The following is a 24,408-nucleotide window of genomic DNA, read 5'->3' on the forward strand; positions in this document are numbered from 1 at the left end:
CCAGCACAGGATCAACGCAGACAGTGAAAAGATGCTGATACAAATGGCGAAATTTTCGTGTCGAGGCTTTGCGAGCCCCCCTCAAGCCAGATCCCATACCGGTTCAGGCGCAAAACGTTCGGCCAGGAAGTCCAGCAGCGCCCGCAAGGCCGATGACATATGTTTGCGTGAGGTATAGACCGCATGAATGCTCAGCTCCATGGGCTGGTAGCGGATCAGCAGCGGCACCAGACGACCACTCTTGATGAGCGGCGCGGCCAGGTAGGTGGGCAGCAGTGCAATGCCCGCCCCGCAAAGGGCCGCCTGCAGAGTGGTGATGGAATCATTGGTGCTGAGGTTGCCCTTCACTGCCACGCTATGGGGTACGCCCTTGCGGGTGAAATGCCAGAGGCTGCTGCTGTGATAGGTATGGGTCAGGCAGTTATGCAGGGCCAGGTCTTCAAGGCTGTCGGGGATCGAATGCTCTTCCAGATAAGCAGGCGAAGCACAGACCACCGACCGGCAGGTCGTCAGGCGGCGGGCAATCAGGTTGGGGTCCAGGTCGTTGGTGATGCGAATCGCCAGATCCAGCCCTTCGTCCACCAGATTCACTGTGCGATCTAGCAACACCATGTCGATGCGCACCTGGGAGTAGCGCCCCACAAATTCGGTGACGGCCTGGGTGAGCTGGGACTGACCAAACGAGGTGCTGGAGGTAATACGCAGCAAGCCTTTGGGCTCACTCTCGGGCGCGGCCACGACAGCGCGCATGTCGTCTGCCAGGTCGAGCATGCGCCGACACAGCGGCAGAACCTCGGCACCCGCTGCGGTCAGGTTCAGGCGTCTGGTCGTGCGGTGCATCAGCCGCGCACCGGTCCACTCTTCAAGCTCGGCGAGTAATCGGGAGATAACCGGCCGTGAAAGACCGAGCTTGTCCGCCGCTGTTGTCTGACTGCCGCAGTCTACGACTGTGACGAAAGCCTGCATGGCCTGTAACTTGTCCATTATTCGACCGGTTTACGCAACAAACATGGGCCTAATCTAGCGTTTTTCAGGCTATAAATCTCAACTAATCTGGGCTTCTTTCAATACAGCCCGGATGGAGATTTTCATGCTACCGCTATTTGCACGACGCTTTGTTGCCAGTATCGCCCTGCTCGGCTTCGCCGGCACCAGCCTGGCGGCCCAGCCGTTGAAGCTGGATGTCTACAACCCAGGAGCCGAGGCCATCTTCCCGGTGTCATCGGTGCTGGTCACTGCCGAGAAAGATGCAATCCTGGTGGACGCGCAGTTTGGCAAACCTCAGGCCGAACAGGTCGTGGAGAAGATCCGCAAGAGCGGCAAAAACCTTACCACCATCTACATCAGCCATGGCGACCCGGATTATTACTTCGGCCTGCAAACCATCACCGAGGCCTACCCAAAGGCCAAGGTCGTGGCCAGCGCCGAAACCGTCGCTCACATCAAGGAAACCATGGAGGGCAAGCTGGCCTACTGGGGACCCAAGCTAGGCGATGGCGCACCAAGCAAACTCATCGTTCCTGAAGTCATTCAGGGCAACCATCTGAAGCTTGAAGGCCAGGACCTGCAGATCGTCGGCCTTGACGGCCCTCAACCTGACCGGACGTTCGTGTGGGTGCCCTCCATCAAGGCAGTGATCGGCGGCGTGGTACTGGCCAACAATATCCATGTGTGGATGGCGGATACCCAGAGCACAAAATCTCATCAGGACTGGCTGGCAACCCTGGCCACCATCGAGAAACTCAAGCCTGTGACCATCGTTCCCGGTCATTTCCTGAGTGGCGAACTGAAATCGGAACAGGCGCCCGCCTTCACCACGAACTACATCAAGACCTTCGATGCCGAAACCGCCAAGGCCAAGGATTCGGCAGCACTGATCAAGGCCATGAAAGCTCATTACCCGAAACTGGGTGAAGAGTCCTCACTGGAGCTGAGTGCCAAGGTGGCCAAGGGCGAAATGAAGTGGTGAGCAAGGGTTGAATGATCAGGCTGCGCTTGTCATGAGCGCAGCTTTTTTTGCATGAATCGCAGGCAAAAAAAAGCGACCGGTTAAGGTCGCTTTCTTTTTTGCTTCAAGGAGTTCAAGGCCTTGAAGCTTTGTATGGCGCAGCGGACGGGACTCGAACCCGCGACCCCCGGCGTGACAGGCCGGTATTCTAACCGACTGAACTACCGCTGCGTATCGCTTGTGAAACTCTTTTAATCGACCTGAAACAAACTTTCGGTAGTTTGAATCACTGCCTGATTGAACAACCTTCTGGCTCCTCAATCCCAAACCCGGAAAACCGGATCTGGATAATATGGCGCAGCGGACGGGACTCGAACCCGCGACCCCCGGCGTGACAGGCCGGTATTCTAACCGACTGAACTACCGCTGCGCATGTGTTGCTTCAATCCTGAAAGCCCTCGTGAAACAGCTTCCAGACTCAACGATGGTGGGTGATGACGGGATCGAACCGCCGACCCTCTGCTTGTAAGGCAGATGCTCTCCCGGCTGAGCTAATCACCCTTTGCTTCGCTGAGGCCGCGAAATTTACGCACCTACCGTACCTAAGTCAATACCCCCATTGAATTTTTTCCAAAAAACTTAAAATTGGGGGGATTCAGTCTCCGAGGTTGGGCCGGGGAATGAGAGAGCCGACTCTTGTCTGATTTGTGAAGAACCTTTCGCGAATCCATTGAGGCGGTCAGTCGCTCAATGGATAAACCCTGACATAGTCGACGTCGAAATCGGTCTGGGCGCTGTACTGGTCACCGAACCCCTCGGGAGGGAACTGCCTGGGCACTTCGGAACTCAGGATGACTATTTCGTCACCCAATGAAATCGGCGCGACCGAAGGCGGCACCGTTTTCGTCATTACCCCATCCACATAGAATTCATATCGATCCCTGCCCCACAACACGCCAAACCTGTGAAACTTCCCGTCATCCAGACTATCCAGTAACCCGGCCCAGGCCCAAGACTTGTGATGCTCCCCGTAGAGATCCCAGTGGATGGCATGGTTATAGTTTTTACTTTCTGCACCAGACAAATGCTCGAAGACGTCAATCTCAACGCCCTTCTCCGGATAGCCCACTTCCATGGCTGGGGCTTGAACCCAGAAAGCAACCTGCACACCGAAAGCCCGTTTGAACCGGACCGACGCTTCCCAGTAACCCTGGCTGGCAAGGAAAGTGTCAGCCGTGGAAATCATGCCGCAGTAATTCTGAAGTATCCCGTTGCTCAGCCCACTGTAGGTTTTGATGGTGAGATACCCTGACCTGACACTGACCGTTTCCGGAACATTCTTGCAGTTGTTGCGAATGCCCGGTAACCGATGACTCCATTTGGCGCTATCCAGTTGATCGCCTTCGAACTCGTCAGCAAATATCGGCGTTGAAGCGACACCCTCAGGTAACCGACCATTGAGTTGCCAGCTCCACGTTCCCGATACTGCGTCCGGGTCTGTAACGGTCAAACTGTTGTCGGCGCGCAGGGCCAGCTCGCCGGGTCGGCCGTAGTCGTTCTGCACTTTACTGACCAATGAATACATCCCGGAGGGCCTTAGTATCCGGGTCCAGTAGACGTGCGAGGTGTAGTTCTCGCTGTTACAGGCAGTCATGTTGACGACACTGGCATCGACCGAGCTGAACAGACACAGGTTATCGCCGGCGCCTTCGTTCTTGATCGTGCTGAGCTCACCCACTTGCTTTTCGATGATCCAGGCCTGCCTGACCGATTGATCGCAGGGATTGAAAATCACGACCTGGTTATTGGCGGACAGGTCCATGCACAACCTGGACCCGGCCCGTTCGTTGACGAGCCCGGTCCTGACCCGATCCGGAAACTCGATCTGCGCGGGTGCAGGTGCATCACTGGCATCCTGGTCCTGTAGTGCCTGGGCATCTGGAGATATTGCGAAGCAAGGGCTGAGCATTGCACTCAGTACCGCTAGAGATAGCGCTCTGAGGCTTGCCATGATTGACATTTCCATTGTTATTCACCGTACGTGAGTCCATTCAACTATTCGTCGTTCACCGTTCAGACGGTGTATCAACTACCGGTAAATCGACAACTCCGGGGAATGCCATTCCTCGCAGTACAGCAAACGAGTCTTCGCCCCTGCACCGATGCTGCTCCGAGCAACAATGGTCTTCAACGCATTCAGGACAAACGGCAGCCGTGAGCGCTGGTTGCGAACCGCGGCAACCGGGACTCAGTCGGCGTAAATCATCTTTCGGGTCATGCCGCCATCGACCACGAATTCCTGCCCGGTGACAAACCCGGCATTTCTGGAAAGCAGCCACGCCACCATGGCAGCAACATCGTCCACGGTCCCTACCCTGCCCGCCGGATGCTGTGCGTGATCGCTCTCGGACAGCGGCTCGGCACGACGCTGGGAAGGATCCCGCGCATCGATCCAGCCAGGACTCACGGCGTTGACGCGAATCTCCGGACCGAGACTGATGGCCAGCGCATGAGTCAGGGCCAGCAGGCCGCCCTTGCTCGCCGCGTAGGCCTCGGTATCGGGTTCGGATTGTCTGGCACGGGTCGAGCTCAGATTGACGATGCTGCCGCAATGAGCGCGCAGATATGGCGCACAATGCTTGGCCAGCAGCATCGGACCGCTGAGGTTGACGCCCAGCACTCGATTCCAGTGAGCCAGATCGAGGCTTTCGAGAGTGGTGTTATGGGGATCGGCAACGGCCGCATTGCACACCAGCGCATCAAGGCGACCAAAGCGCCTGAGCACTTCGGCCACACCTGCGGCGACCTGATCCTCGCTGGCAACGTCCATGGCAATGAACAGGGCATTGTCACCCAGCACACCAGCCACTTTTGCGCCACGAGCACGATCAAGGTCAGCCAGCACCACCTGCCAGCCCTCGGTGATCAGCCAGGCAGCGATGCCCAGGCCGATCCCGCGTGCCGCTCCAGTCACCAGAGCCACACGGCCGTTGTTGGTGCTGGCGAATTTCATCGCCCAATCGCTCACAACGCCGCCAGACCGCGTGCCAGGTCAGCCTGAAGGTCTGCAACGTCTTCCAGGCCGACCGCAACCCGGATCAGGCTGTCACGAATGCCGGCCGACTCACGCTCTTGAGGCGTCAGGCGACCGTGGGACGTGGTAGCCGGATGAGTGATTGTGGTCTTGCTGTCACCCAGGTTGGCAGTGATGGAAATCAGGCGAGTGGCATCGATGAAACGCCATGCGCCTTCCTTGCCACCCTTGACCTCGAAACTCACCACCGCCCCGAACCCCTTTTGCTGGCGCTGGGCCAACTCATGTTGCGGATGGCTCTTGAGTCCGGCGTAGTGAACCTTCTCGATGCCATCCTGCTGCTCCAGCCACTCGGCAACGGCCTGGGCATTGGCGCAATGAGCGCGCATGCGCAGGCTCAGGGTTTCGAGGCCCTTGAGGAAAATCCAGGCGTTGAACGGGCTCAGCGTCGGCCCGGCAGTGCGCAGGAAGCCGACCACTTCCTTCATCTGCTCACTGCGTCCGGCAACCACACCGCCCATGCAACGGCCCTGGCCGTCGATGAACTTGGTGGCCGAGTGCACGACGATATCCGCACCCAGGCGCAACGGCTGTTGCAGTGCCGGCGTGCAGAAGCAGTTATCCACCACCAGATGCGCACCCTTGGCGTGGGCGACTTCTGCCAGTGCGGCGATGTCCACCAGTTCGGCCAGCGGGTTGGACGGCGACTCGACGAACAGCATCTTCGTATTGCTCTTGATTGCCGCATCCCAGCCGGACAGGTCCGCCAGAGGCACGTAATCGACTTCGATGCCGAAACGCTTGAAGTACTTCTCGAACAGGCTGATGGTCGAACCGAACACGCTGCGCGACACCAGTACATGGTCGCCCGCACTGCACAGACTCATGACCACCGACAGAATCGCGGCCATGCCGGTTGCCGTGGCAACGGCCTGCTCTGCGCCTTCCAGAGCGGCGATGCGTTCCTCGAAGGAACGCACTGTCGGGTTGGTGTAACGCGAATAGACGTTACCCGGCACCTCGCCCGCAAAACGCGCGGCTGCATCGGCAGCCGTGCGGAATACGTAGCTGGAGGTAAAGAACATCGGATCGCCATGCTCGCTTTCCGGCGTGCGATGTTGCCCGGCACGTACGGCGAGGGTATCGAAACCCACGCCTTCAAGGTCGCTGTCCAGCCGACCGGCATCCCATTCCTGAGTCATGCCGTCACTCCTTGCTCGATTAGTTGTTGTACAGATCGATGATAGCGCTCACTGCCTGGCTTTTTACCTTGGAAGCGTCGTTGCGCGCATGCTCGATCCTGTTCAGATAATGCTCGTCGATGTCGCCGGTGACGTATTTGCCATCGAACACCGAGCAGTCGAAGTTATCGATCTTGATCTTTTTGCTGCCGCTGACCGCTTCGATCAGGTCATTGAGATCCTGATAGACCAGCCAGTCGGCACCGATGAGGTCGGCAACGTCCTGGGTGGAGCGGTTGTGGGCGATCAGTTCGTGAGCACTCGGCATGTCGATGCCGTAGACGTTGGGGTAACGCACTGCCGGCGCAGCCGAGCAGAAGTAGACGTTCTTGGCACCGGCTTCGCGAGCCATCTGGATGATCTGCTTGCAGGTGGTGCCACGCACGATGGAGTCATCCACCAGCATCACGTTCTTGCCGCGGAATTCCAGCTCGATGGCGTTGAGCTTCTGGCGCACGGACTTCTTGCGTGCAGCCTGACCCGGCATGATGAAGGTACGGCCGATGTAGCGGTTCTTGACGAAGCCTTCGCGGAACTTGACGCCCAGGTGGTTGGCCAGTTCCAGCGCAGCGGTGCGGCTGGTGTCCGGAATCGGGATGACCACGTCGATATCGTGATCCGGACGCTCGCGCAGGATCTTGTCCGCCAGCTTCTCGCCCATGCGCAGACGCGCCTTGTAGACCGAGATACCGTCGATGATCGAATCCGGGCGCGCCAGATAGACGTGCTCGAAGATGCACGGGGCATATTTCGGATTGGCCGCACACTGACGGGTGAACAGCTTGCCGTCTTCAGTGATGTAGACCGCTTCGCCCGGCGCCAGGTCGCGAATCAGGGTAAAGCCCAGCACGTCCAGGGAAACGCTTTCGGAGGCGATCATGTACTCGACGCCTTCGTCGGTATGACGCTGGCCGAACACGATAGGACGAATGGCGTCAGGGTCGCGGAAACCGACAATACCGTAACCGGTGATCATCGCCACCACGGCATAGCCGCCACGGCAACGGTTGTGCACGTCGGTCACGGCCGCGAAGATATCTTCTTCGGTAGGCTGCAACTTGCCGCGCACGGCCAGTTCATGGGCGAAGACGTTGAGCAGCACTTCCGAGTCGGAGCTGGTGTTGACGTGGCGCAGGTCGGATTCGTAAATCTCCTTTGCCAGTTGCTCGACGTTGGTCAGGTTGCCGTTGTGCGCCAGCGTGATGCCGTAAGGCGAGTTGACGTAGAACGGCTGAGCTTCGGCCGAAGTCGAGCTGCCCGCTGTCGGGTAACGCACATGGCCAATGCCCATGTGCCCGACCAGACGCTGCATATGGCGCTGATGGAACACATCACGCACCAGGCCATTGTCCTTGCGCAGGAATAACCGGCCTTCATGACTGGTCACGATACCGGCAGCGTCCTGGCCGCGGTGCTGGAGGACGGTAAGCGCGTCATACAGCGCCTGATTGACGTTCGACTTACCGACGATACCGACGATGCCACACATGCGACACAACCCCTACTTAGTGGAACTTGATTTACCAAGCACTTCCTGCGGCATGGTAGCCGGCAGGATCTGCTCCTTGAACGGCAGCTCAGCAGGAATGCTGATGCCGCTGGCGAGCCACTGGCTGGACATCCCGAGAATCAGGTTTTTCGACCAGTCAGCAACCATGAGAAATTGCGGCAGCAGCCTTGATTCCTGCCACCATTGATCCTGTTGTACAGGGCCGAGGCTCAGCAGCCCGACCGCTACCACGACAAGCAACCCTCCGCGCGCAGCGCCGAAGACCATACCCAGAAAACGATCGGTCCCGGAAAGCCCGGTGACGCGAATCAGTTCGCCGATAAGAAAGTTGACCATGGCGCCTACCAGCAATGTGGCGACGAACAGAATGATGCAGCTCGCGATCACGCGGGCTGAAGGTGTATCGATGTAATTGACCAGATAGAGGGACAGCCCCGCACCGAACATCCAGGCCACGACGCCCGCGATGATCCAGGTCAGCAGAGACAGGGCTTCCTTGACGAAGCCGCGCTTGATGCTGATCAGAGCGGAAATGGCGACAATTCCGATAATCGCCCAGTCAACCGGAGTAAATGGCACGGTGCAGCCTACAGACTGATGAGGCGGCGCATTTTAGCAGAGCGCCCGCCTGCCGGTAAGCTGCGATTCGCGATGCGTTGCGACTTTTAGCCACGCTCCGGCTGAAAGCGCACCACAATTCCCTTGAGTTTCTGCTGTTTGTCGAGCTGATCGCGCAGACGATCGGCCTCGGCACGTTCGATCAACGGTCCGACAAACACCCGGTTTACACCATCGGCGGTGCGAATGTAGGCGTTGTAGCCTTGGGCACGCAGCGTCTTTTGCAGGTTATCCGCGTTGGCACGATTGGACATGCTGGCCAGCTGAACCGACCAGCTCACCGAAAGCCCGTTGGCATCGACACCACTCGGCGCTGCCTTGGCAGTTGTTGCCGGAGCAGGAGCTGGAGCTGGAGCAGGTGCAGCAGGCGTTGCGGCCGGAGCAGGCTTGGCAGGCTTGGGTGCTGGAGCAGGCGCTGCAGCCTGTGCCGGTGCTTGCGCCGGGGCAGAAGCGACAGGTGGAGCAGGCGCGATCGGCATCGAAGGCGGCAACTGGCTGGCAGAGCTCATGTCCTCTTCACCGGGTACCGGCTCCTGAGGCAGGATCTGCGGCTCGGGAACCGGCACCGGATCCACCTTGACCTGCGGGGCAACCGGAGCCTGTGGCGCAGCAGGTGCTTCAACCTGCACCTGACGCACTTCGTCCTGACGGGTGAACAGCATCGGCAGGAAGATGACCGCCACCGCAATCAGAACCAGGGCGCCAACCATTCGCTGCTTGAATACTTTATCCAGCAAAGCCATTTGCAGCTTCCTCATCGGTGTACCGGGCCAACCACTCCAGAGCCTCGGCCACACAGTAAAAAGATCCGAACAGCAAAATCTCGTCATCAGCCGTCGCACGTGCGCATTGCGCCTCAAGCGCCAGCGCAACACTGTCGTAAGACGCTACTTGAGCGCCAAGGTTCTGCAAGGCTGACTGCAATTGTGCGACAGGCCGGGTACGTGGTGTCGGCAAAGGCGCCACGGCCCAGTCCTGGACACTGGAAACCAGCTCGCTCACCACTCCGTCGAGATCCTTGTCCGACAGCAGGCCAAATACCGCAAGGCGTTTGCCGATTACTGGCCGCTGAGCCATGCGCTGCGCCAGAAACTGCGCAGCATGGGGGTTGTGGCCCACATCGAGCAACAGATTGAGAGTCTTGCCCTGCCACTGGAATACGCGCCGATCCAGACGACCGGTAATGCGCGCACCTGCCAGTGCAGAGTGGATGACATCGGCCTGCCATGGCATATCCAGTAACAGATAAGCCTGAAGCGCCAGCGCGGCATTCTCCATGGGCAGATCCAGCAAAGGCAGACCGGAAAGCTCGACCACCTGCCCCGTCTTGTCACGACCACGCCAGTTCCAGCCCTCACGGGTCACGGCCAGATCGAAATCGCGACCACGCAACGACAAGGGACAGCCTAGCTTATCCGCCTGCTCCAGCAACGGCGCGGGAGGATCAAGATCACCGCAAAGCGCCGGACGGCCCTCGCGGAAGATACCGGCCTTCTCGAAAGCAACCGACTCACGACTATCGCCCAGCCAGTCGGCATGATCGATACCGATGCTGGTCACCAGCGAAAGATCGGCATCCACCAGATTCACCGCATCCAGACGTCCGCCCAGGCCGACTTCCAGCACGACGGCATCCAGACGCGCCTGCTCGAACAGCCAGAAAGCCGCCAGCGTGCCCATCTCGAAATACGTCAGGGTGATATCGCCACGCGCCGCTTCGACAGCGGCAAAGGCCTTGCACAATTCGGCATCGGACGCTTCGACGCCCTGCACCTGCACACGCTCGTTATAGCGCAGCAGGTGCGGAGAACTGTAGACACCCACTTTCAGACCCTGGGCCTGAAGCAAGGCTGCGACGAATGCGCATGTCGAGCCTTTGCCATTGGTGCCGGTTACCGTGATCACCCGGGGCGCAGGACGGGTAAGCCCCAACTGCTGCGCCACCTGTCGCGAACGATCCAGCCCCATGTCGATGGCCGAGGGATGCAGTTGCTCCAGATAGGCGAGCCAGTCGCCCAGGGTCACAGGGGTCATACAGTGGCCGGAGCCGGCGGAACGACGACAGGCTCGATGACGGGTGCTACGAACTTGGGCGTCGGCAGGTTCATCATCTGGGCCAGCAGATTACCCAGGCGCGGACGCAGCTCGCTGCGCGCAATGATCATGTCGATGGCGCCATGGTTCAGCAGGAACTCGCTGCGCTGGAAGCCTTCAGGCAGTTTTTCGCGAACGGTCTGCTCGATGACGCGAGGACCTGCGAAACCGATGAGGGCCTTTGGCTCGGCAACGATGACATCGCCCAGCATTGCCAGACTGGCGGATACACCACCGTAGACCGGGTCGGTCAGGACGGAAATGAACGGCAGGCCTTCTTCACGCAGACGCGCCAGAACAGCCGAAGTCTTGGCCATCTGCATCAGGGAAATCAGGGCTTCCTGCATCCGGGCACCGCCGGAAGCAGCGAAACAGACCATCGGGCAGCGGTTTTCCAGCGCATAGTTGGCAGCACGTACGAAACGCTCGCCCACGATGGCGCCCATCGAACCGCCCATGAAGGAAAACTCGAACGCCGAAACCACGATCGGCATACCCAGCAGGGTGCCGCTCATGGAAATCAGGGCGTCTTTCTCGCCGGTCTGCTTCTGTGCACCGACCAGACGGTCCTTGTACTTCTTGCTGTCGCGGAATTTCAGGCGATCCACCGGCTCCAGATCGGCACCCAGCTCTGCACGGCCTTCGACATCCAGGAAGATGTTCAGGCGGGCACGGGCGTCAATACGCATGTGGTGGTTGCACTTGGGGCAGACGTCCAGGGTCTTTTCCAGCTCAGGGCGATAAAGCACCGCTTCGCAGGAAGGACATTTATGCCAAAGCCCCTCGGGAACCGAGCTTTTCTTGACCTCGGAACGCATGATCGAAGGGATCAGTTTGTCTACCAACCAGTTGCTCATGCTTTATTTCTCCAGTACCGGTTTGGCTCCCGCACCTGGCGATCAACACCAGGCGCACGCCCTTGACTTAAATTCGTATAGGTGGCGGTGATTGACGGGCAGCGGTCAGCCTGACCTGCATTACCCTCGACCCCGCTGTTAATCGGCGATGCACGCAGGTGCAATCGCTTGTTCAATCCGACCCGCATACTTATGGCGGGGACAGGCTTATGGACGGCGGCAAATCGACAACCGTCACATCAGGCGCCGTGGACCGCACTCATGAAGGCAAGAATCTTGTCGCGATCCTTGATGCCCTTGCTCTTTTCGACCCCGCCACTGACATCGACGGCATACGGCCGGACCTGGGCAATGGCTTGTGCCACATTAGCCGAAGTCAGCCCGCCCGCCAGAATAACCGGCTTGTCCAGGTTGTCGGGGATCAACGCCCAGTCGAAGGTTTCACCCGTACCACCGGGCACACCGGCTACATAGGTATCGAGCAGGATTCCGCTGGCCTTGCCATAGGCGCGACAGGCCGCTGCGATATCGTCACCCGCCTTGACCCTGAGCGCCTTGATATACGGACGATGGTAGCCATCGCACTCTTCAGGCGTTTCATCGCCATGAAACTGCAGAAGGTCCAGGGGCACGGCATCCAGGGTTTCGTTGAGCTCGCAACGGCTGGCGTTGACGAACAGGCCGACAGTGGTGATGAAAGGCGGCAAGGCGGCAATAATGGCTCGCGCCTGCTGCACATTCACGGCCCGGGGACTTTTGGGGTAGAACACCAGACCGATGGCATCGGCACCCGCCTCGACGGCCGCCAATGCATCCTCTATGCGGGTAATCCCGCAGATCTTGCTGCGAACGGCTGACATGTGGTGAAAACCTCAGACCTTTCGGAAAGTCCCGGATGTTAGCAAATGCTGTTCCGGACGTCAGCCGCCAAGTTCGCTGAAGCCTGTAAGAAAGTGCGGGCCGATATAGCGCTCCGGCAGCGGAAACTCGTCCCGATACTCCACCTGCACCAGATACAGACCGTAAGGATGCGCCGTGACGCCACCCGTGCGACGAACCTTGCTTTCCAGCACGTCACGCGCCCACTCCACCGGCCTCTCCCCCGCCCCGATGGTCATCAGCACGCCCGCGATATTACGCACCATATGATGCAGAAAGGCATTGGCCCGCACATCGATGACGATCATCTTGCCATGCCGGGTAACGCGCAAATGATGCAACTGCTTGACCGGCGACTTGGCCTGACACTGCCCGGCACGAAAGGCGCTGAAGTCATGGGTGCCGACCAGATACGCGGCAGCCTCGGCCATCCGCTCGACATCCAGCGGCCGGTGATTCCAGGTGATTTCCTGGCCAAGGTGCGCCGGGCGAATCTGGTCGTTGTAGATAACGTAACGATAGCGGCGGGCAATGGCCTTGAAGCGCGCATGGAAATGGGCCGGCATGACCTTGGCCCAGGTGACGCTGATATCGTGGGGCAGATTGATATTGGCCCCCATGACCCAGGCCTTCATGGTGCGCTCGGCCTTGGTATCGAAATGCACAACCTGACCGCAGGCATGCACACCGGCATCGGTACGCCCGGCGCACATCAGCGAAACAGGTGAGGCTGCGACTTTGGACAAGGCATCCTCAAGGGTTTCCTGTACCGTCAGAACGCCAGAGGCCTGACGCTGCCAGCCGCAATAGCGCGAGCCCTTGTATTCGACGCCCAGCGCGATTCGGGAAAAGCCCTCGGCAGCCATCTCGGCGGCCGGGTTATCTATGTTCGCCAAGGTGCTACAGCCTGTGAGTCCGCGAAAAGGCGGCCATTATACGGGCACCGAAAAAAGACGCCAGTAACAGGCCGCAAAAGCAAACGGCCGCAGAGGCGGCCGTTGCTGTATAGCGCAGGTTGAATCAGGCCAGTCGCGACAACATCTCGCGTGCTTCACTCTTCTGACCGTCATCCCCTTCGCTGACGACTTCATCGAGAATGTCCCGAGCGCCGTCGGCATCGCCCATGTCGATATAGGCACGCGCCAGATCCAGCTTGGTCGCAGCCTCATCGGTACCCGACAGGAAGTCGAACTCAGGCTCGTCATCCAGCGCCGCATCTTCAGCCGTGAAGCGAGGCTCATCGAGCGGTGGATGCTCCAGATTCTGGGAAAGACGATCCAGCTCGGCGTTGACGTCTTCGATCTCGGAAGCGAAAGCCTGGGTCGCCTGATCGGTTTCGATCTCATCGGCCAGCGACAGATCGAAATCTTCAGGCAGCTCCAGATCTTCCTCGACTGAAGGCACCGGCTCACCCAGATCGAGAGGATCGTCACCCAGGCTCAGCAACTGATCATCCTCAGCCTTGAGCGCTGGTTCTTCTTCGGAAAGATCCAGATCGAAATCAGCCAGATCATCAACACCGGCCGCGGCCTGGGCATCTTTCTGCTGCTGCATGATCGACTCGAAGCTCAATTCTTCGTCGTCACTTGCAGCCGAAATGGCAGGCTCGTCCAGCAACAGGTCGTCCAGATCATTGATCGTGGAGACCTCGGCCACAGGCGTTTCGTCGAACTCGTCCAGGCTCAGATCGAAATCGTGATCGAACGGATTGTCTTCTTCGACAACAGGCTCGGCCACCACAGGCGCAGGCTGCTCGGCCACAGGCTCCAGCTCGGGTTCCGGCTCAAGCTCAGGCTCTGGAGCAAGCACAGGCGTTGGATCTTCGGGATCCTCGGCCAGAAGCTCTTCGACATACTTGGCATCCAGCTCCGCCGCCACGGCAGCCGCCGTGACCGCCGCCGCAGCGGCTGCAACGGCAACCTGAGGAGCCACTGCAGGCGCAGGCTCTGGTGCTGGAGCAGGCTCCGGCGCAGCAGGTGCCTGAACAGGTTCAGCAGCCACCGGCGCCGTTACAGGTTCCGGGGCCTTCTCGGTCGAGTATCGATCCTTTAGCTGCTCGACCTCAGCATTACGCTTTCCCGCAGCCACCAACTTCCGTTCGTGGGCCGCATAGGCCTTGTTGTTACCCTGCTCGGCGTAGATTTCCATCAGCTTGCGGCGAATATCGTCACGCGACGGATCTTCCTTGACGGACTCTTCGAGCAACTCGATCGCCTGATTCATGCGACCGTAAGCGATATGGATTTCGGCCTGAACCAGTGGATCGGCCGGACGCTCACGGGAGGCAGCAGCGGCGGCTGCCGGAGCTGCGCCCATCTTGACGTTCGGCGGCGGTACATCAAGCCCGTCGAAACTGGCCTGAGGCACGTCCATGTCCATATCGGAAACGAAGTCGGACTCTTCAGCCAGGGCACGCGCCATGCGCTTGTGCTTTTCAGCCTCGGCCTTGGCATTGCGACGACGAGCCAGGAACAGCAGCAACAGCGCCAGAACCAGAAGAACCCCACCCCCGATCAGACCCAGCAGGACCGGATTATTGAGGATGGCGTTGAGTGGATCTTCTTCCTGGATTGCGACAGGCTCAACGGCCAGAGGCTGATCGGCAGCCGGTGTCGCCACCTGAGCGGCCAATGCATCCTCGGGAGCCACTTCGCCCGCGGGCTTGAGCGGCGCACCATTGGCGTCGACCAGTGCAGCCGGCACCGCCGGATTGACCGGTGCGGCAGGCGCAGGCGCTGCTGCACCGGCTTGTACCTTGGCCAGTTGATCGTTCTTGAGTTCGATGAGGCGCTGCAGTTTATCGAGCTGGCTTTGCAGGTCGTTCATGCGGCTTTTCAGCTCGGCATTGTCACGACGCGAGGTATCCAGCGCTTCCTGAGCCACGGCCAGCTTGTTGCTCAGATCGGCGTCACCTGACGCACCTTTGGCAGCAGGTTTGCCATTTGCAGAAACAAGGCTGAGGTTGTCACGGGTTTCGACCTGCGACGGAGCCTCACCGGCTCGCGTACGCCGGGTAGCATCCACCTGACGGGTACCCGCTGGCAGGCGACGCCCTTCGCGCCAGGCGCGATATTGCTGGGAAACTTCTGCCAGCGCCTGAGGCTGAGGCAGCGCGGTAGTCTGCTGAGGCGTCGGCAGACGCAGCACCTGACCTTTTTTCAGACGGTTGATGTTGCCGCCGATGAACGCATCGGGGTTCAACGCCTGGATCGCCAGCATGGTCTGTTGAACCGTGCCCGCCGTACGAACCTTGGCGGCGATTTCCCACAAGGTATCGTTATTGGTGGTGACGTATTGCGCAGGCTTGTCCGCAGCAGGAGGCGGCAAGGCGGCCTCAGGGGCCTGGGCTGGAGCAGGCGGCGCGGCAGGTGCCGGTACCGGTGCGGCGGCTGGCGGCGCAACCGCTGGCAATTGCGCAGGCGCTGCTGCCGGAGCGGAAGGAGCTGCGGCAGCAGCCGCCGCGGCGGCCTCTGGCGAGAACTTCGGCGGATCCAGCAACAGGCTGTATTCACGCAGCAGTCGGCCATTAGGCCATAGCACCTGAACCAGGAACTTCACATAGGGATCGCGCACCGGCTTGCTGGAAGTAATGCGCAACACGCTTTTACCACTGGCATTGATGACCGGGGTAAAAGTCAGGTCATTGAGAAATGCCTGTCGCGTGACACCCGCCTGAGCGAAATCTGCAGTAGTTGCCAGACTCGGGACAACTTGTGCAGCATCGAGGCCCTGCGCCTGAGTCAATTCAATCTCGGCTACCAGAGGCTGGTTCAGGGTCGACTTTACCGACAATTCCCCGAGCCCCAACGCCTGCGCCATACCTGATGACAGCGCCGAAGCCGCAGCAATTGCTAATACCAGTTTACGAACCTGAACCATAGCCCATCCCTTGTTTAAAGATCCCCCGGTATCCGGGGAGGTAGTCCTGCATTGGGTGTAAGGCATAGCGCCGCTAGAAATATTCTTCAAATTGTTGCCAAGTATCTTTTACACATAGCCTTTTATCAACAATTCGCCAACCTGCACAGCATTCAAAGCGGCTCCTTTTCGAACATTATCGGAAGTAAGCCACAAATTAAGTTGCTCTGGATCGTCTATTCCGCCACGGACACGGCCTATATAAACAACGTCCTGGCCTACGGCATCCCCCACCGGCGTCGGGTAATCACCCGCGTCGACCAGCTCGATACCTGGCGCGGAATCGAGCAATTCATTGATCGCGACGATATCCACCGGGCCGGCGGCCTGCATCGAAACACTGAAGCTGTCACCGAAGAAAACCGGCACCTGAATGCAACTGGCAGAAATCTTGAGCTCAGGCAGCGCCAGCAGTTCGCGCACTTCTTCGACCAGACGCTTCTCAAGCGGTACATGGCCCGACTCGTCCGGCGCGCCGACCTGCGCCAACAGGTTGAATGCCATCTGCCGATCAAAGAAACGTGTTTCCAGCGGGCGAACGTTCAGCAGCTCGGTGGTCTGGCGTGCCAGCTCGGCAACCCCTTCGCGCCCCAGCGTCGAAACAGCCAGACAGGCTGTGACGTTGATTCGCACGATATCCAGAACATTGCGCAAAGGCGCGAGGGCCAGCGCCAGTGCCGTGGCCGACGCACTCGGGCTGCTCACCAGATGCGGGCCGGCATTCGCGGCAAGCAGGTCACCATTGACCTCGGGAACCAGACGCGGCGCCTGGCTGGCTGGCAGCGCACCGGAAAGATCCACCACCGAACAACCGGCGGCAATGGCGCGGGAAGCGAAGCTCAGGCTGACGGCTGGACCGGCGGCGAAAAATGCCAGACGAACCTGGCTGAAATCGAACGCATCGACTTCGTGCACACGCACATTCTTGCCCCTGAACGGCACGGAATGGCCGGCAGACTCGATGCTGGCCAGCAGGTGCAGATTGCCGACCGGGAAATCGCGTTCTTCCAGAATCTGGACGATGGTTTCGCCGACAGTACCGGTGGCACCAATCACGGCGATATCAAAGGACTGACTCATGCAAAAACCTCAGGCAAAACAGGGAGCGGCACTTTAACTGTCGCGATGCCAGCAGGCAATCAAGCCTGCCGAGGCAAACAGCCTCAGGGTTCCAGGCCAATCGGGAAGAATGAGCCATGGCTCCATACACCCAGCCAGGTCTGGCCGTTCAACTGACGCGAAACCGCCAGCTCGACCAGCTCATAAAACACATTGCGATGAATCAGGGCTTCAAGATTGCTGCGCACATGAACGTACGGCGAAGGCTCCTGAGTGACAGGATCGATCAGGACGCGGATCGGATGCTCGGGCCCGGCCTCGACTTCATCCTCCACATGGGTAACAAAGCGCAGGACCTGCGCCTCACCCTCGCCACTCACCTGCACAGCGATCGCTACGAAAGGAGCGTCATCGACCTTGATTCCCACCTTCTCCACAGGAGTGACAAGAAAATAGTCGTCGCCATCGCGACGCAGGATGGTGGAAAACAGGCGGACCATGGGTTTGCGGCCAATCGGCGTACCCAGGTAGTACCAGGTGCCGTCCCGGGCGATACGCATGTCGATATCGCCACAGAAATCCGGATTCCACAAATGAACAGGCGGCAGCCCTTTGCTTGCAGGAATCTGCGAAAGCAGATCGGTGGCCTTGCCTGAATCACTCATGTCCTGCCCCTAGTTTTCCACACCCAACAGTTTACGAGCGTAGTCCCGAAGGGGCGGACCAAGCAAATCCTGAGGCTTGGTATCGTAAAGTGTCAGCAATCCGCCACGGCTGCGAATGCGAGCGCTGTCGATGAGATAACGGGTGCTGGTTTCGATGAGCATCAACTGAATGACGCCGCTGTCTATGCCCAGGCGATCCAGCGCTTCCTGATCGGACCATTCATCGGTGGTGCCGATACGGTCATCGGCCTTGGCAAAGCGCGTGTAGAGCAAGTAATGCGCGCCGGCGCTACGGGCTTCGATCATGGCGTCGTCCAGGCCTACCGGCGCAGCAGCACGGCGGACCATGGGGAAGTATTCGACAAAACCCTTGAACGCCTCTTCGGCGACCACATTGGGACGCGGATAGGCACGGCCTGGCGGTACGAATGGGCCCTGGGCGATATAGATGAAGGAGTCCGGCTGAACGCGCCAGTTGCCCAGGCGACGGGTTTCGCTGTGATCGAGCAGGCCAGCATCACTGAATTGCTCACGAACGCCCTCCCCCATATCACTGACTTTCATGCAACCACTCAACGCCAACAGCGTCAGCAATAAGACCAGGCTACGCATCACATCCTCCCAGATGCCGGTGACGGAAAACCGGCGAATGGTCGTCGGATGCAGCTTCCGCGCCAAACAAGCCCCGAGAGGGGAATACCGATCAGTCACGGCACAAACAAAACCCGTGGGAGGCAGCTTGCTGGCGAAAAAGGCATCGAAACCGGCAGATATTCTGCGCCTGTACGCTGAAGTCGCCAGCAAGCTGCCTCCCACAAAGGAATTTATTGCCCTGAAGTGATCGGCATTGCTCCTACTCGGCTGGTTTTACATCCGGCAAGGGATCACTGTCGCGCTTGCGCTTGTTGCCCATGCGCACGCCGATATCCATCAGGAAGTGGAAAAAGCCTTCCTGATCTTCCAGCACGTTGCTCCAGAAAGGCGAGTGATACAGCGCAACTGCGCCATGCACCAACGCCCAGGCCGCGCAATAGTGATAATAGGGAGGCACGTCTTCCAGCTTGCCTTCGGTGATCCGGCCCTTGATCAGCAGGGTCAGGTGCTCGAAGTTGGAAGCCCGGATCTTGTGCAGCTCTTCGACCAGTTCGGGAACCTGATTGCCCTTGACGACTTTCTCTTCCAGACGATCAAAGAGTCGATAGCGCTGAGGATCGCGCATACGGAATTCGAAGTAGGCACGCGACAGCGCCTCCTTGTCCTTGTCGACATCGGCCGAGTGCAGCAGCTCGTTCAGGTCGCGCTCGTAGTCGAGCATCAGGCGCAGGTAGATCTCGGCCTTGGACTTGAAGTGCTTGTAGATCGTGCCTTTGCCTATGCCCACGGCATCCGCGATCATCTCGACGGTGACACTGTCTTCACCCTGCTCGAGGAACAGCTTTAGCGCGGTGTCGAGAATTTCCTGCTCACGGCGGCGAAATTCACGGATCTTACGAGGTTCTTTCTGCATAAGGAGATCTGTAGGGATCAAAATCGAAGCCGCGTATTATGCCCAAATGGCGCCAGATTGCACGGATCATCCGACCATCTCAACGCATATGGAGAAATTCTGACCGAAATGGCCGTTCTGGTTACGAAAGCGCAGGCTGCCCCACGAACTCCATATAGCCGGTAATCACGACATACAGGGTGAAATAGGCAAAGATCACCGCCGAGGCGATATAGGACCACTTCAGCATTTTCTCGCCCATGAGCCGTCCGCCCTGATGAGCCAGCGCACACAGGGTAATCGACCAGACCACACCAGCCACGAGAAAACCTGCCAGAAAGGACGAAGCGCTCGACATGTCCGAGCCCTGCCGGGCAATCAATGCCCCACCCACCGCTGCGAACCAGAGGATCGCGCTGGGCGATGACATGGCCAGGAAGATGCCGCGAAAGAACAGCGAGGGCGCCGTCCTGCCCCATTGCCCGCCCTCGCTTTCGATCCCGGCACTGACGCCCACTGCACTTCTCATCATCTTGAAGCACAGGTAAGCCAACACCGCCGAGCCTCCCAGCCAGAGTACGTAGCGCACCGCTTCATATTGCAGAAGCACGGCCATGCCCAGCATAGCCAGGACCGCGTACACCAGATCGCCGATGCAAGTCCCCAGGCCGAGCCACAAGCCCCGGGAAAAACCCTGCTGCATGGAAAGCGTGATCATCGCGATATTGGCCAGCCCGATATCCAGGCACAGCGAAAGACTCAGCAGGAAACCGTTGGAAAATTCCACTTGCAACCTCGAAAACTCAGCCCCTCTTGCAGTGCAACGAGGGTAATCAGGAGAGGAAAATCAATTTCATTTCAAATCAGGGACTTTCAGCGAAGAGATAAAAACACGCTGAACAGAGCCGCTCATTGAGCAATCAATAACCGGTTTAGTATTCCAAAACTGTTTAAAAAACGAACAACCTGTACTGGACGCGTCACAATCCTGATCGATACTTAAAACGCTGGCATGTCATACATCCCCCCAAGTGACACGCCGGTAGAGGCGCCAAGGGACCGTGTGCCTTTGCTTTACTCCTAATGGTCTTAACCCGGCTTCACCCCCCAGAATCCGGGTTTTTTTTGCCTGCGATTCAGGGGTGTATTACGGCTTCGATACACGGGCCAGAGGAAACAGCCGGGCAAAGTTGTCTGTGGTCTGCTCGGCAAAACGCTCATAAGGCTCGCCGCGCAACATCGCCAGGAACTCGGCCACTTCACGCACGTATTGCGGCAGGTTTGGCTTGCCGCGATAAGGAATCGGTGCCAGATAAGGGGAGTCGGTCTCGACCAGCAGGCGATCGGCGGGTACCTGACGCGCCACATCACGCAGCGCATCGGCATTGCGGAAGGTCACGATGCCAGACAGGGAGATATAGAAACCCAGATCCAGCGCCGCCTTTGCCATTTCCCAGTCTTCGGTGAAGCAATGCAGCACGCCTGCCTGTGGCAGCGCAGCTTCACGCAACAGATTCAGAGTATCGGCACGCGCCCCGCGTGTATGCACGATGACCGGCTTGCCGGTGACACTGGCCGCCTGCAGGTGCAGACGAAAGGAAGCCTGCTGAAGCTCCGCAGCCTCGGGCTCATAGTGATAATCCAGGCCGGTTTCACCGATGGCCACCACCCGAGGATGATTCAGCTCGGACAGCAGCCAGTCCAGAGCAGGCGCTTCGCCGGGCTTGAGATCCAGCGGGTGAATGCCCACCGAGCAGTCCACGTCGTCATAACGCTCGGCCAGGGCTTTTACAGCGCCGGCATTGTCGGCACTGACGCCAATGCACAGAAAATGCCCGACACCTCTGCCACGCGCCGCATCAAGGGCAGCGTCCAGAGAGCCATCATGCTGGGTGAGATCAAGGCGGTCGAGGTGGCAATGCGAATCTACAAGCATGGGCAAAGAGGCAACTACATCGTATGAGTGGGACGGTCGGACTTCAGAGCACCAACCAGATAGGTTTCGATCAGGTTACGAGCGGTATTGTCACCGTCGTTGAATTGCACGCCGACACCGGCGGCCCGGTTGCCTTGTGCGCCCTTGGGAGTGATCCAGGTCACCCTGCCGGTCACCGGAACCTTCTCCGGCTCATCCATCAGATTGAGCAGCATGAACACTTCATCACCCAGCTTGTAGCTTTTGCTGGTGGGAATGAACAGGCCGCCATTCTTGATAAAAGGCATGTAAGCCGCATACAGCACGGATCTGTCCTTGATGGTCAGGGACAGAATGCCGTTCCGTGGGCCTGTACTAGGTGGCAAGCTCATTGCTACTCCTCATAGGTTCCCAAGTCTGCGAGTCTACGCCTGTCCGGGCAGACCTGCCCACTGCACCAGCAAGGCTTCGAGCAGCAGCACGCGATTGAGGTTGGCCTTGGACAAGACTTTCTGTCGCTGCGCCAGCACCCAGTCCTGAATCTCCAGCACCTTGGTGCGGGGCGTCTTTTGCGCCAGATACTGCACGACCTTGCGCATATCGCTCAAGCCAAGGCCTTCTTCGTCTTCAGTCAACTGGTAACGCAGGATCAGGTGCGACCAGTCGCAGAACCAGTCGAACAGCAGCAACAGCGGGATATCCTTCCAGCCTTCCGCAAGCTGGGTCGGCGATTGCTGCTGCTTGAGCAGCTTTTTCACGCCTTCCACCACCTGGGCACGCTGTTCACGAATACCCTGGGCCTGAAGCGAAACCGCCGCCAGAGGCGAACCGGCCGCAAGGGTCAGCAACTCCACCCGCTCTTCTTCGGAACTGTCCGGCAAGGCCGTTGCCAGCCATTCCAGGCTGGCCTGCCCACTCGGCAGCGGGCAGGCCTGTTGCACACAGCGGCTCTTGATGGTCGGCAGCAACCGGCTCGGCTGATGACTGACCAACAGCAGGACCGTATTGCCCGAAGGCTCCTCAAGACTTTTCAGCAGGGCGTTGGCCGCGTTGATGTTCATCGCCTCGACCGGTTCGACCAGCACCACCTTGCGCCCGCCCATTTGCGCGGTCTGCACGACGAAACTCACCAGATCGCGAACCTGATCGACCTTGATGGGCTTGTCTGCCTCTTCCGGTTCCAGCACGTAATTGTCAGGATGACTGCCAGCCGCCAGCAACAGACAGGACTTGCACTGCCCGCAGGCATCGAGCCCTTCGGGACGCTGGCACAGCAAGGTGTGCATCAGACGCTCGGCCAGCGCCCGCTTGCCGATCCCCACTGGACCATGCAGCAGATAGGCATGAGCATGCTGGGAACGACCGGCCATCTGTTGCCACAGAGATGTCTGCCAAGGGTAGGCTTCAGCCACGATGCCGCTCCAGCAACTCGGGCAACAACGCATCCAGGGATGACTGGACCTGAGCCAGTGTCTGAGACGCATCCACCAAACGGTAACGCGCTGGCTCGGCATGCGCCCGCGCCAGATAAGTACTGCGCACAGCATCAAAGAACGCGCGACCTTCCTGCTCGAAACGATCCAGCCGGCCTCTGGCAGCGGCACGCGCCAGACCCACTTCGACCGGCAGGTCGAACACCAGCGTCAGGTCAGGCCGCAAGGTACCCTGGACAAAACTTTCCAGTGTGGCAATACGCTCATGGGACAAGCCGCGCCCGCCACCTTGATAGGCGTAGGTCGCATCCGTGAAACGATCACACAAGACCACTTCACCACGGGCCAGTGCAGGACGAATGACTTCGGCCAGATGCTGAGCGCGTGCCGCGAAAACCAGCAGCAGCTCGGTATCGGCAGACATGGCTTCGTCGCTGGGTGCCAGCAGCAATTCGCGAATGCGCTCGGCCAATGGCGTACCACCGGGCTCACGGGTCAGCAGCACCTCGATGCCCTGGGCACGCAACTGAGCCGCCAGGTAATCGCGATTGGTGCTTTTGCCAGCACCTTCCGGGCCTTCAAGGGTGATGAACAAGCCAGTCACAGGCAATCCTTAGTTGTTTTCATTGCGAGGCTGAATCGCCGGGCGGCGCATCGGGCGCAGCCGCGGGTTCAGACTCTGTGGGAGTCGAGCCGGATCCGGCAGGTGCTACCGGAGTCGGTGCCGGGCTGGATCGGTAATCTGCACGGCGCTTGAGCTGGTATTCGCGCACCGCGGCATTATGGGCATCCAGATCGTCGGAGAACACATGGCTGCCATCCCCTTTCGCCACGAAGTACAGGCTGGTGCCCGATACGGGGTTGAGGGCCGCATTGATGGCTTCGCGCCCGGCCAGAGCAATCGGTGTCGGCGGCAGGCCGGAAATGACGTAGGTGTTGTAAGGCGTCGCCTCTTTGAGATTGGCGCGGGTCAGCTTGCCGTTGTAGCGCTCGCCCATGCCGTAGATCACCGTCGGATCGGTCTGCAGCATCATGCCCAATCCCAGACGGCGGACAAATACACCGGCAATTTCACCACGCTCGCGAGGCACGCCGGTTTCCTTTTCCACCAGCGAAGCCATGATCAAGGCCTCGTAAGGATCCTTGTAAGGCAAATCCGCAGCCCGCTTGCTCCACTCCTCCTCCAGCACGTCTTGCAGACGGTTGTAGGCCTGTTTGAGCAGATCGGCGTCGCTCATGCCGCGCACATAGCGATAGGTGTCGGGAAAAAAGCGGCCTTCAGGGAAGACATCGGGATGCCCGAGCTTGCCCATCAAGTCCTTGTCGCTCAACCCGGCCAGGGTCTGTTCGAGCTTGGGCTGTTTGGCCAATGCGGCGCGCACCTGACGAAAGTTCCAGCCTTCCACCAGCGTCAGGCTGTACTGCACGACTTCCTTGCGCTTCCAGACACCAAACAGGGCTTGTACGTCCATGCCCGGCGTCATGCGGTATTCGCCACTGTGCAGCGGCTGTTCGGCCAGATTGAAACGCCAGTAAACACGCAACCAGAAGGCGTCCTTGATCACGCCGTCATTCTCAAGGCGATTGAGCACCAGGGAAGGCGACGATCCGGCAGGTACGTCCAGCAGTTGTTCCTGAGTGACATTCAGAGGCTGGTTCAACGCTTCCCGCTGCTTCCACCAGGCAAAGCCCAGCGTCAGCCCTGCCAGGACTACAGCGATTTCCAGCAACACCAGTATTTTTCGGATCAC

At 59.2% G+C, this 24,408-nt stretch carries 23 protein-coding genes and 3 tRNA genes; 1 reads left to right on the top strand and 25 read right to left on the bottom strand.

All coding sequences use genetic code 11. The features are described 5' to 3' along the window. Positions 1-81: 81 nt before the first annotated feature. Positions 82-984, bottom strand: a complete 903-nt coding sequence (locus KQP88_RS16355) for a LysR family transcriptional regulator (protein ID WP_216703623.1) — start codon at positions 982-984, stop codon at positions 82-84. Between the two features lie 106 nt (positions 985-1,090). Here KQP88_RS16355 and KQP88_RS16360 point away from each other — a divergent pair, with 106 nt between their 5' ends. After that, the gene (locus tag KQP88_RS16360; RefSeq protein ID WP_216703624.1) at positions 1,091-1,969 is read left to right on the top strand and encodes an MBL fold metallo-hydrolase; all 879 of its coding nucleotides are present in this window, start codon (positions 1,091-1,093) and stop codon (positions 1,967-1,969) included. Between the two features lie 133 nt (positions 1,970-2,102). Here KQP88_RS16360 and KQP88_RS16365 read toward each other — a convergent pair. From KQP88_RS16365 to mltG, 24 genes are all read right to left on the bottom strand, one after another. Next, a tRNA-Asp gene (locus tag KQP88_RS16365) sits at positions 2,103-2,179 on the bottom strand. 122 nt (positions 2,180-2,301) lie between these two features. Beyond that, positions 2,302-2,378 (bottom strand) — tRNA-Asp (locus KQP88_RS16370). Between the two features lie 55 nt (positions 2,379-2,433). Continuing rightward, a tRNA-Val gene (locus tag KQP88_RS16375) sits at positions 2,434-2,509 on the bottom strand. A gap of 178 nt (positions 2,510-2,687) precedes the next feature. Next, on the bottom strand, positions 2,688-3,959 hold the full coding sequence (locus tag KQP88_RS16380) for a family 16 glycosylhydrolase (protein WP_216703625.1): 1,272 nt from the start codon (positions 3,957-3,959) through the stop codon (positions 2,688-2,690). A 237-nt stretch (positions 3,960-4,196) separates the two neighbouring features. Further along, positions 4,197-4,961, bottom strand: coding sequence for an SDR family oxidoreductase (locus KQP88_RS16385; RefSeq protein WP_216703626.1), 765 nt, complete (start codon positions 4,959-4,961; stop codon positions 4,197-4,199). An 11-nt stretch (positions 4,962-4,972) separates the two neighbouring features. Continuing rightward, the gene (locus tag KQP88_RS16390; RefSeq protein ID WP_117167338.1) at positions 4,973-6,184 is read right to left on the bottom strand and encodes an O-succinylhomoserine sulfhydrylase; all 1,212 of its coding nucleotides are present in this window, start codon (positions 6,182-6,184) and stop codon (positions 4,973-4,975) included. A 19-nt stretch (positions 6,185-6,203) separates the two neighbouring features. Next, positions 6,204-7,712: an amidophosphoribosyltransferase gene (purF, locus tag KQP88_RS16395; protein WP_200992447.1), complete on the bottom strand. Its 1,509-nt coding sequence runs from the start codon at positions 7,710-7,712 to the stop codon at positions 6,204-6,206. Positions 7,713-7,724: 12 nt separating this feature from the next. Continuing rightward, positions 7,725-8,312 carry a CvpA family protein gene (locus tag KQP88_RS16400; RefSeq protein WP_025260989.1) on the bottom strand — a complete coding sequence of 196 codons (588 nt, stop codon included), beginning with the start codon at positions 8,310-8,312 and terminating at the stop codon, positions 7,725-7,727. Between the two features lie 86 nt (positions 8,313-8,398). After that, complete coding sequence (locus KQP88_RS16405; RefSeq protein WP_216703627.1) at positions 8,399-9,094, bottom strand: SPOR domain-containing protein; 696 nt, start codon at positions 9,092-9,094, stop codon at positions 8,399-8,401. Then, positions 9,078-10,385, bottom strand: coding sequence for a bifunctional tetrahydrofolate synthase/dihydrofolate synthase (gene folC / locus KQP88_RS16410; RefSeq protein WP_216703628.1), 1,308 nt, complete (start codon positions 10,383-10,385; stop codon positions 9,078-9,080). Before folC ends, KQP88_RS16405 begins: the two co-directional genes overlap by 17 nt. Beyond that, positions 10,382-11,302, bottom strand: coding sequence for an acetyl-CoA carboxylase, carboxyltransferase subunit beta (gene accD / locus KQP88_RS16415; protein WP_117182866.1), 921 nt, complete (start codon positions 11,300-11,302; stop codon positions 10,382-10,384). Before accD ends, folC begins: the two co-directional genes overlap by 4 nt. Before the next feature lie 239 nt (positions 11,303-11,541). Continuing rightward, entirely contained in the window at positions 11,542-12,162 is a 621-nt protein-coding gene (locus KQP88_RS16420) for a phosphoribosylanthranilate isomerase (protein ID WP_200992450.1), read from the bottom strand. Positions 12,163-12,222: 60 nt separating this feature from the next. Continuing rightward, complete coding sequence (truA, locus tag KQP88_RS16425; protein ID WP_216705979.1) at positions 12,223-13,047, bottom strand: tRNA pseudouridine(38-40) synthase TruA; 825 nt, start codon at positions 13,045-13,047, stop codon at positions 12,223-12,225. Between the two features lie 154 nt (positions 13,048-13,201). Further along, positions 13,202-16,060, bottom strand: a complete 2,859-nt coding sequence (locus KQP88_RS16430) for a FimV/HubP family polar landmark protein (RefSeq protein ID WP_216703629.1) — start codon at positions 16,058-16,060, stop codon at positions 13,202-13,204. 108 nt (positions 16,061-16,168) lie between these two features. Beyond that, positions 16,169-17,179: an aspartate-semialdehyde dehydrogenase gene (locus KQP88_RS16435; RefSeq protein ID WP_216703630.1), complete on the bottom strand. Its 1,011-nt coding sequence runs from the start codon at positions 17,177-17,179 to the stop codon at positions 16,169-16,171. 83 nt (positions 17,180-17,262) lie between these two features. Beyond that, on the bottom strand, positions 17,263-17,823 hold the full coding sequence (locus KQP88_RS16440) for a DUF1285 domain-containing protein (RefSeq protein WP_025260997.1): 561 nt from the start codon (positions 17,821-17,823) through the stop codon (positions 17,263-17,265). A gap of 9 nt (positions 17,824-17,832) precedes the next feature. Next, entirely contained in the window at positions 17,833-18,435 is a 603-nt protein-coding gene (locus KQP88_RS16445) for a DUF4823 domain-containing protein (RefSeq protein WP_216703631.1), read from the bottom strand. A 241-nt stretch (positions 18,436-18,676) separates the two neighbouring features. Continuing rightward, entirely contained in the window at positions 18,677-19,330 is a 654-nt protein-coding gene (locus KQP88_RS16450) for a TetR/AcrR family transcriptional regulator (RefSeq protein ID WP_200992455.1), read from the bottom strand. Positions 19,331-19,451: 121 nt separating this feature from the next. Further along, the gene (locus KQP88_RS16455) at positions 19,452-20,096 is read right to left on the bottom strand and encodes a LysE family translocator (RefSeq protein WP_216703632.1); all 645 of its coding nucleotides are present in this window, start codon (positions 20,094-20,096) and stop codon (positions 19,452-19,454) included. Positions 20,097-20,456: 360 nt separating this feature from the next. Then, on the bottom strand, positions 20,457-21,245 hold the full coding sequence (locus KQP88_RS16460) for a TatD family hydrolase (RefSeq protein WP_216703633.1): 789 nt from the start codon (positions 21,243-21,245) through the stop codon (positions 20,457-20,459). A gap of 14 nt (positions 21,246-21,259) precedes the next feature. Then, entirely contained in the window at positions 21,260-21,616 is a 357-nt protein-coding gene (locus KQP88_RS16465) for a PilZ domain-containing protein (RefSeq protein WP_200992458.1), read from the bottom strand. Positions 21,617-21,649: 33 nt separating this feature from the next. Beyond that, entirely contained in the window at positions 21,650-22,636 is a 987-nt protein-coding gene (locus KQP88_RS16470) for a DNA polymerase III subunit delta' (RefSeq protein ID WP_198727202.1), read from the bottom strand. Continuing rightward, positions 22,629-23,261, bottom strand: a complete 633-nt coding sequence (tmk, locus tag KQP88_RS16475) for a dTMP kinase (protein ID WP_025261004.1) — start codon at positions 23,259-23,261, stop codon at positions 22,629-22,631. Before tmk ends, KQP88_RS16470 begins: the two co-directional genes overlap by 8 nt. Positions 23,262-23,280: 19 nt before the next feature. After that, on the bottom strand, positions 23,281-24,408 hold the full coding sequence (gene mltG, locus KQP88_RS16480; protein ID WP_216703634.1) for an endolytic transglycosylase MltG: 1,128 nt from the start codon (positions 24,406-24,408) through the stop codon (positions 23,281-23,283).

This window comes from Pseudomonas lijiangensis (assembly GCF_018968705.1).
GTDB classification, from domain to species: domain Bacteria; phylum Pseudomonadota; class Gammaproteobacteria; order Pseudomonadales; family Pseudomonadaceae; genus Aquipseudomonas; species Aquipseudomonas lijiangensis.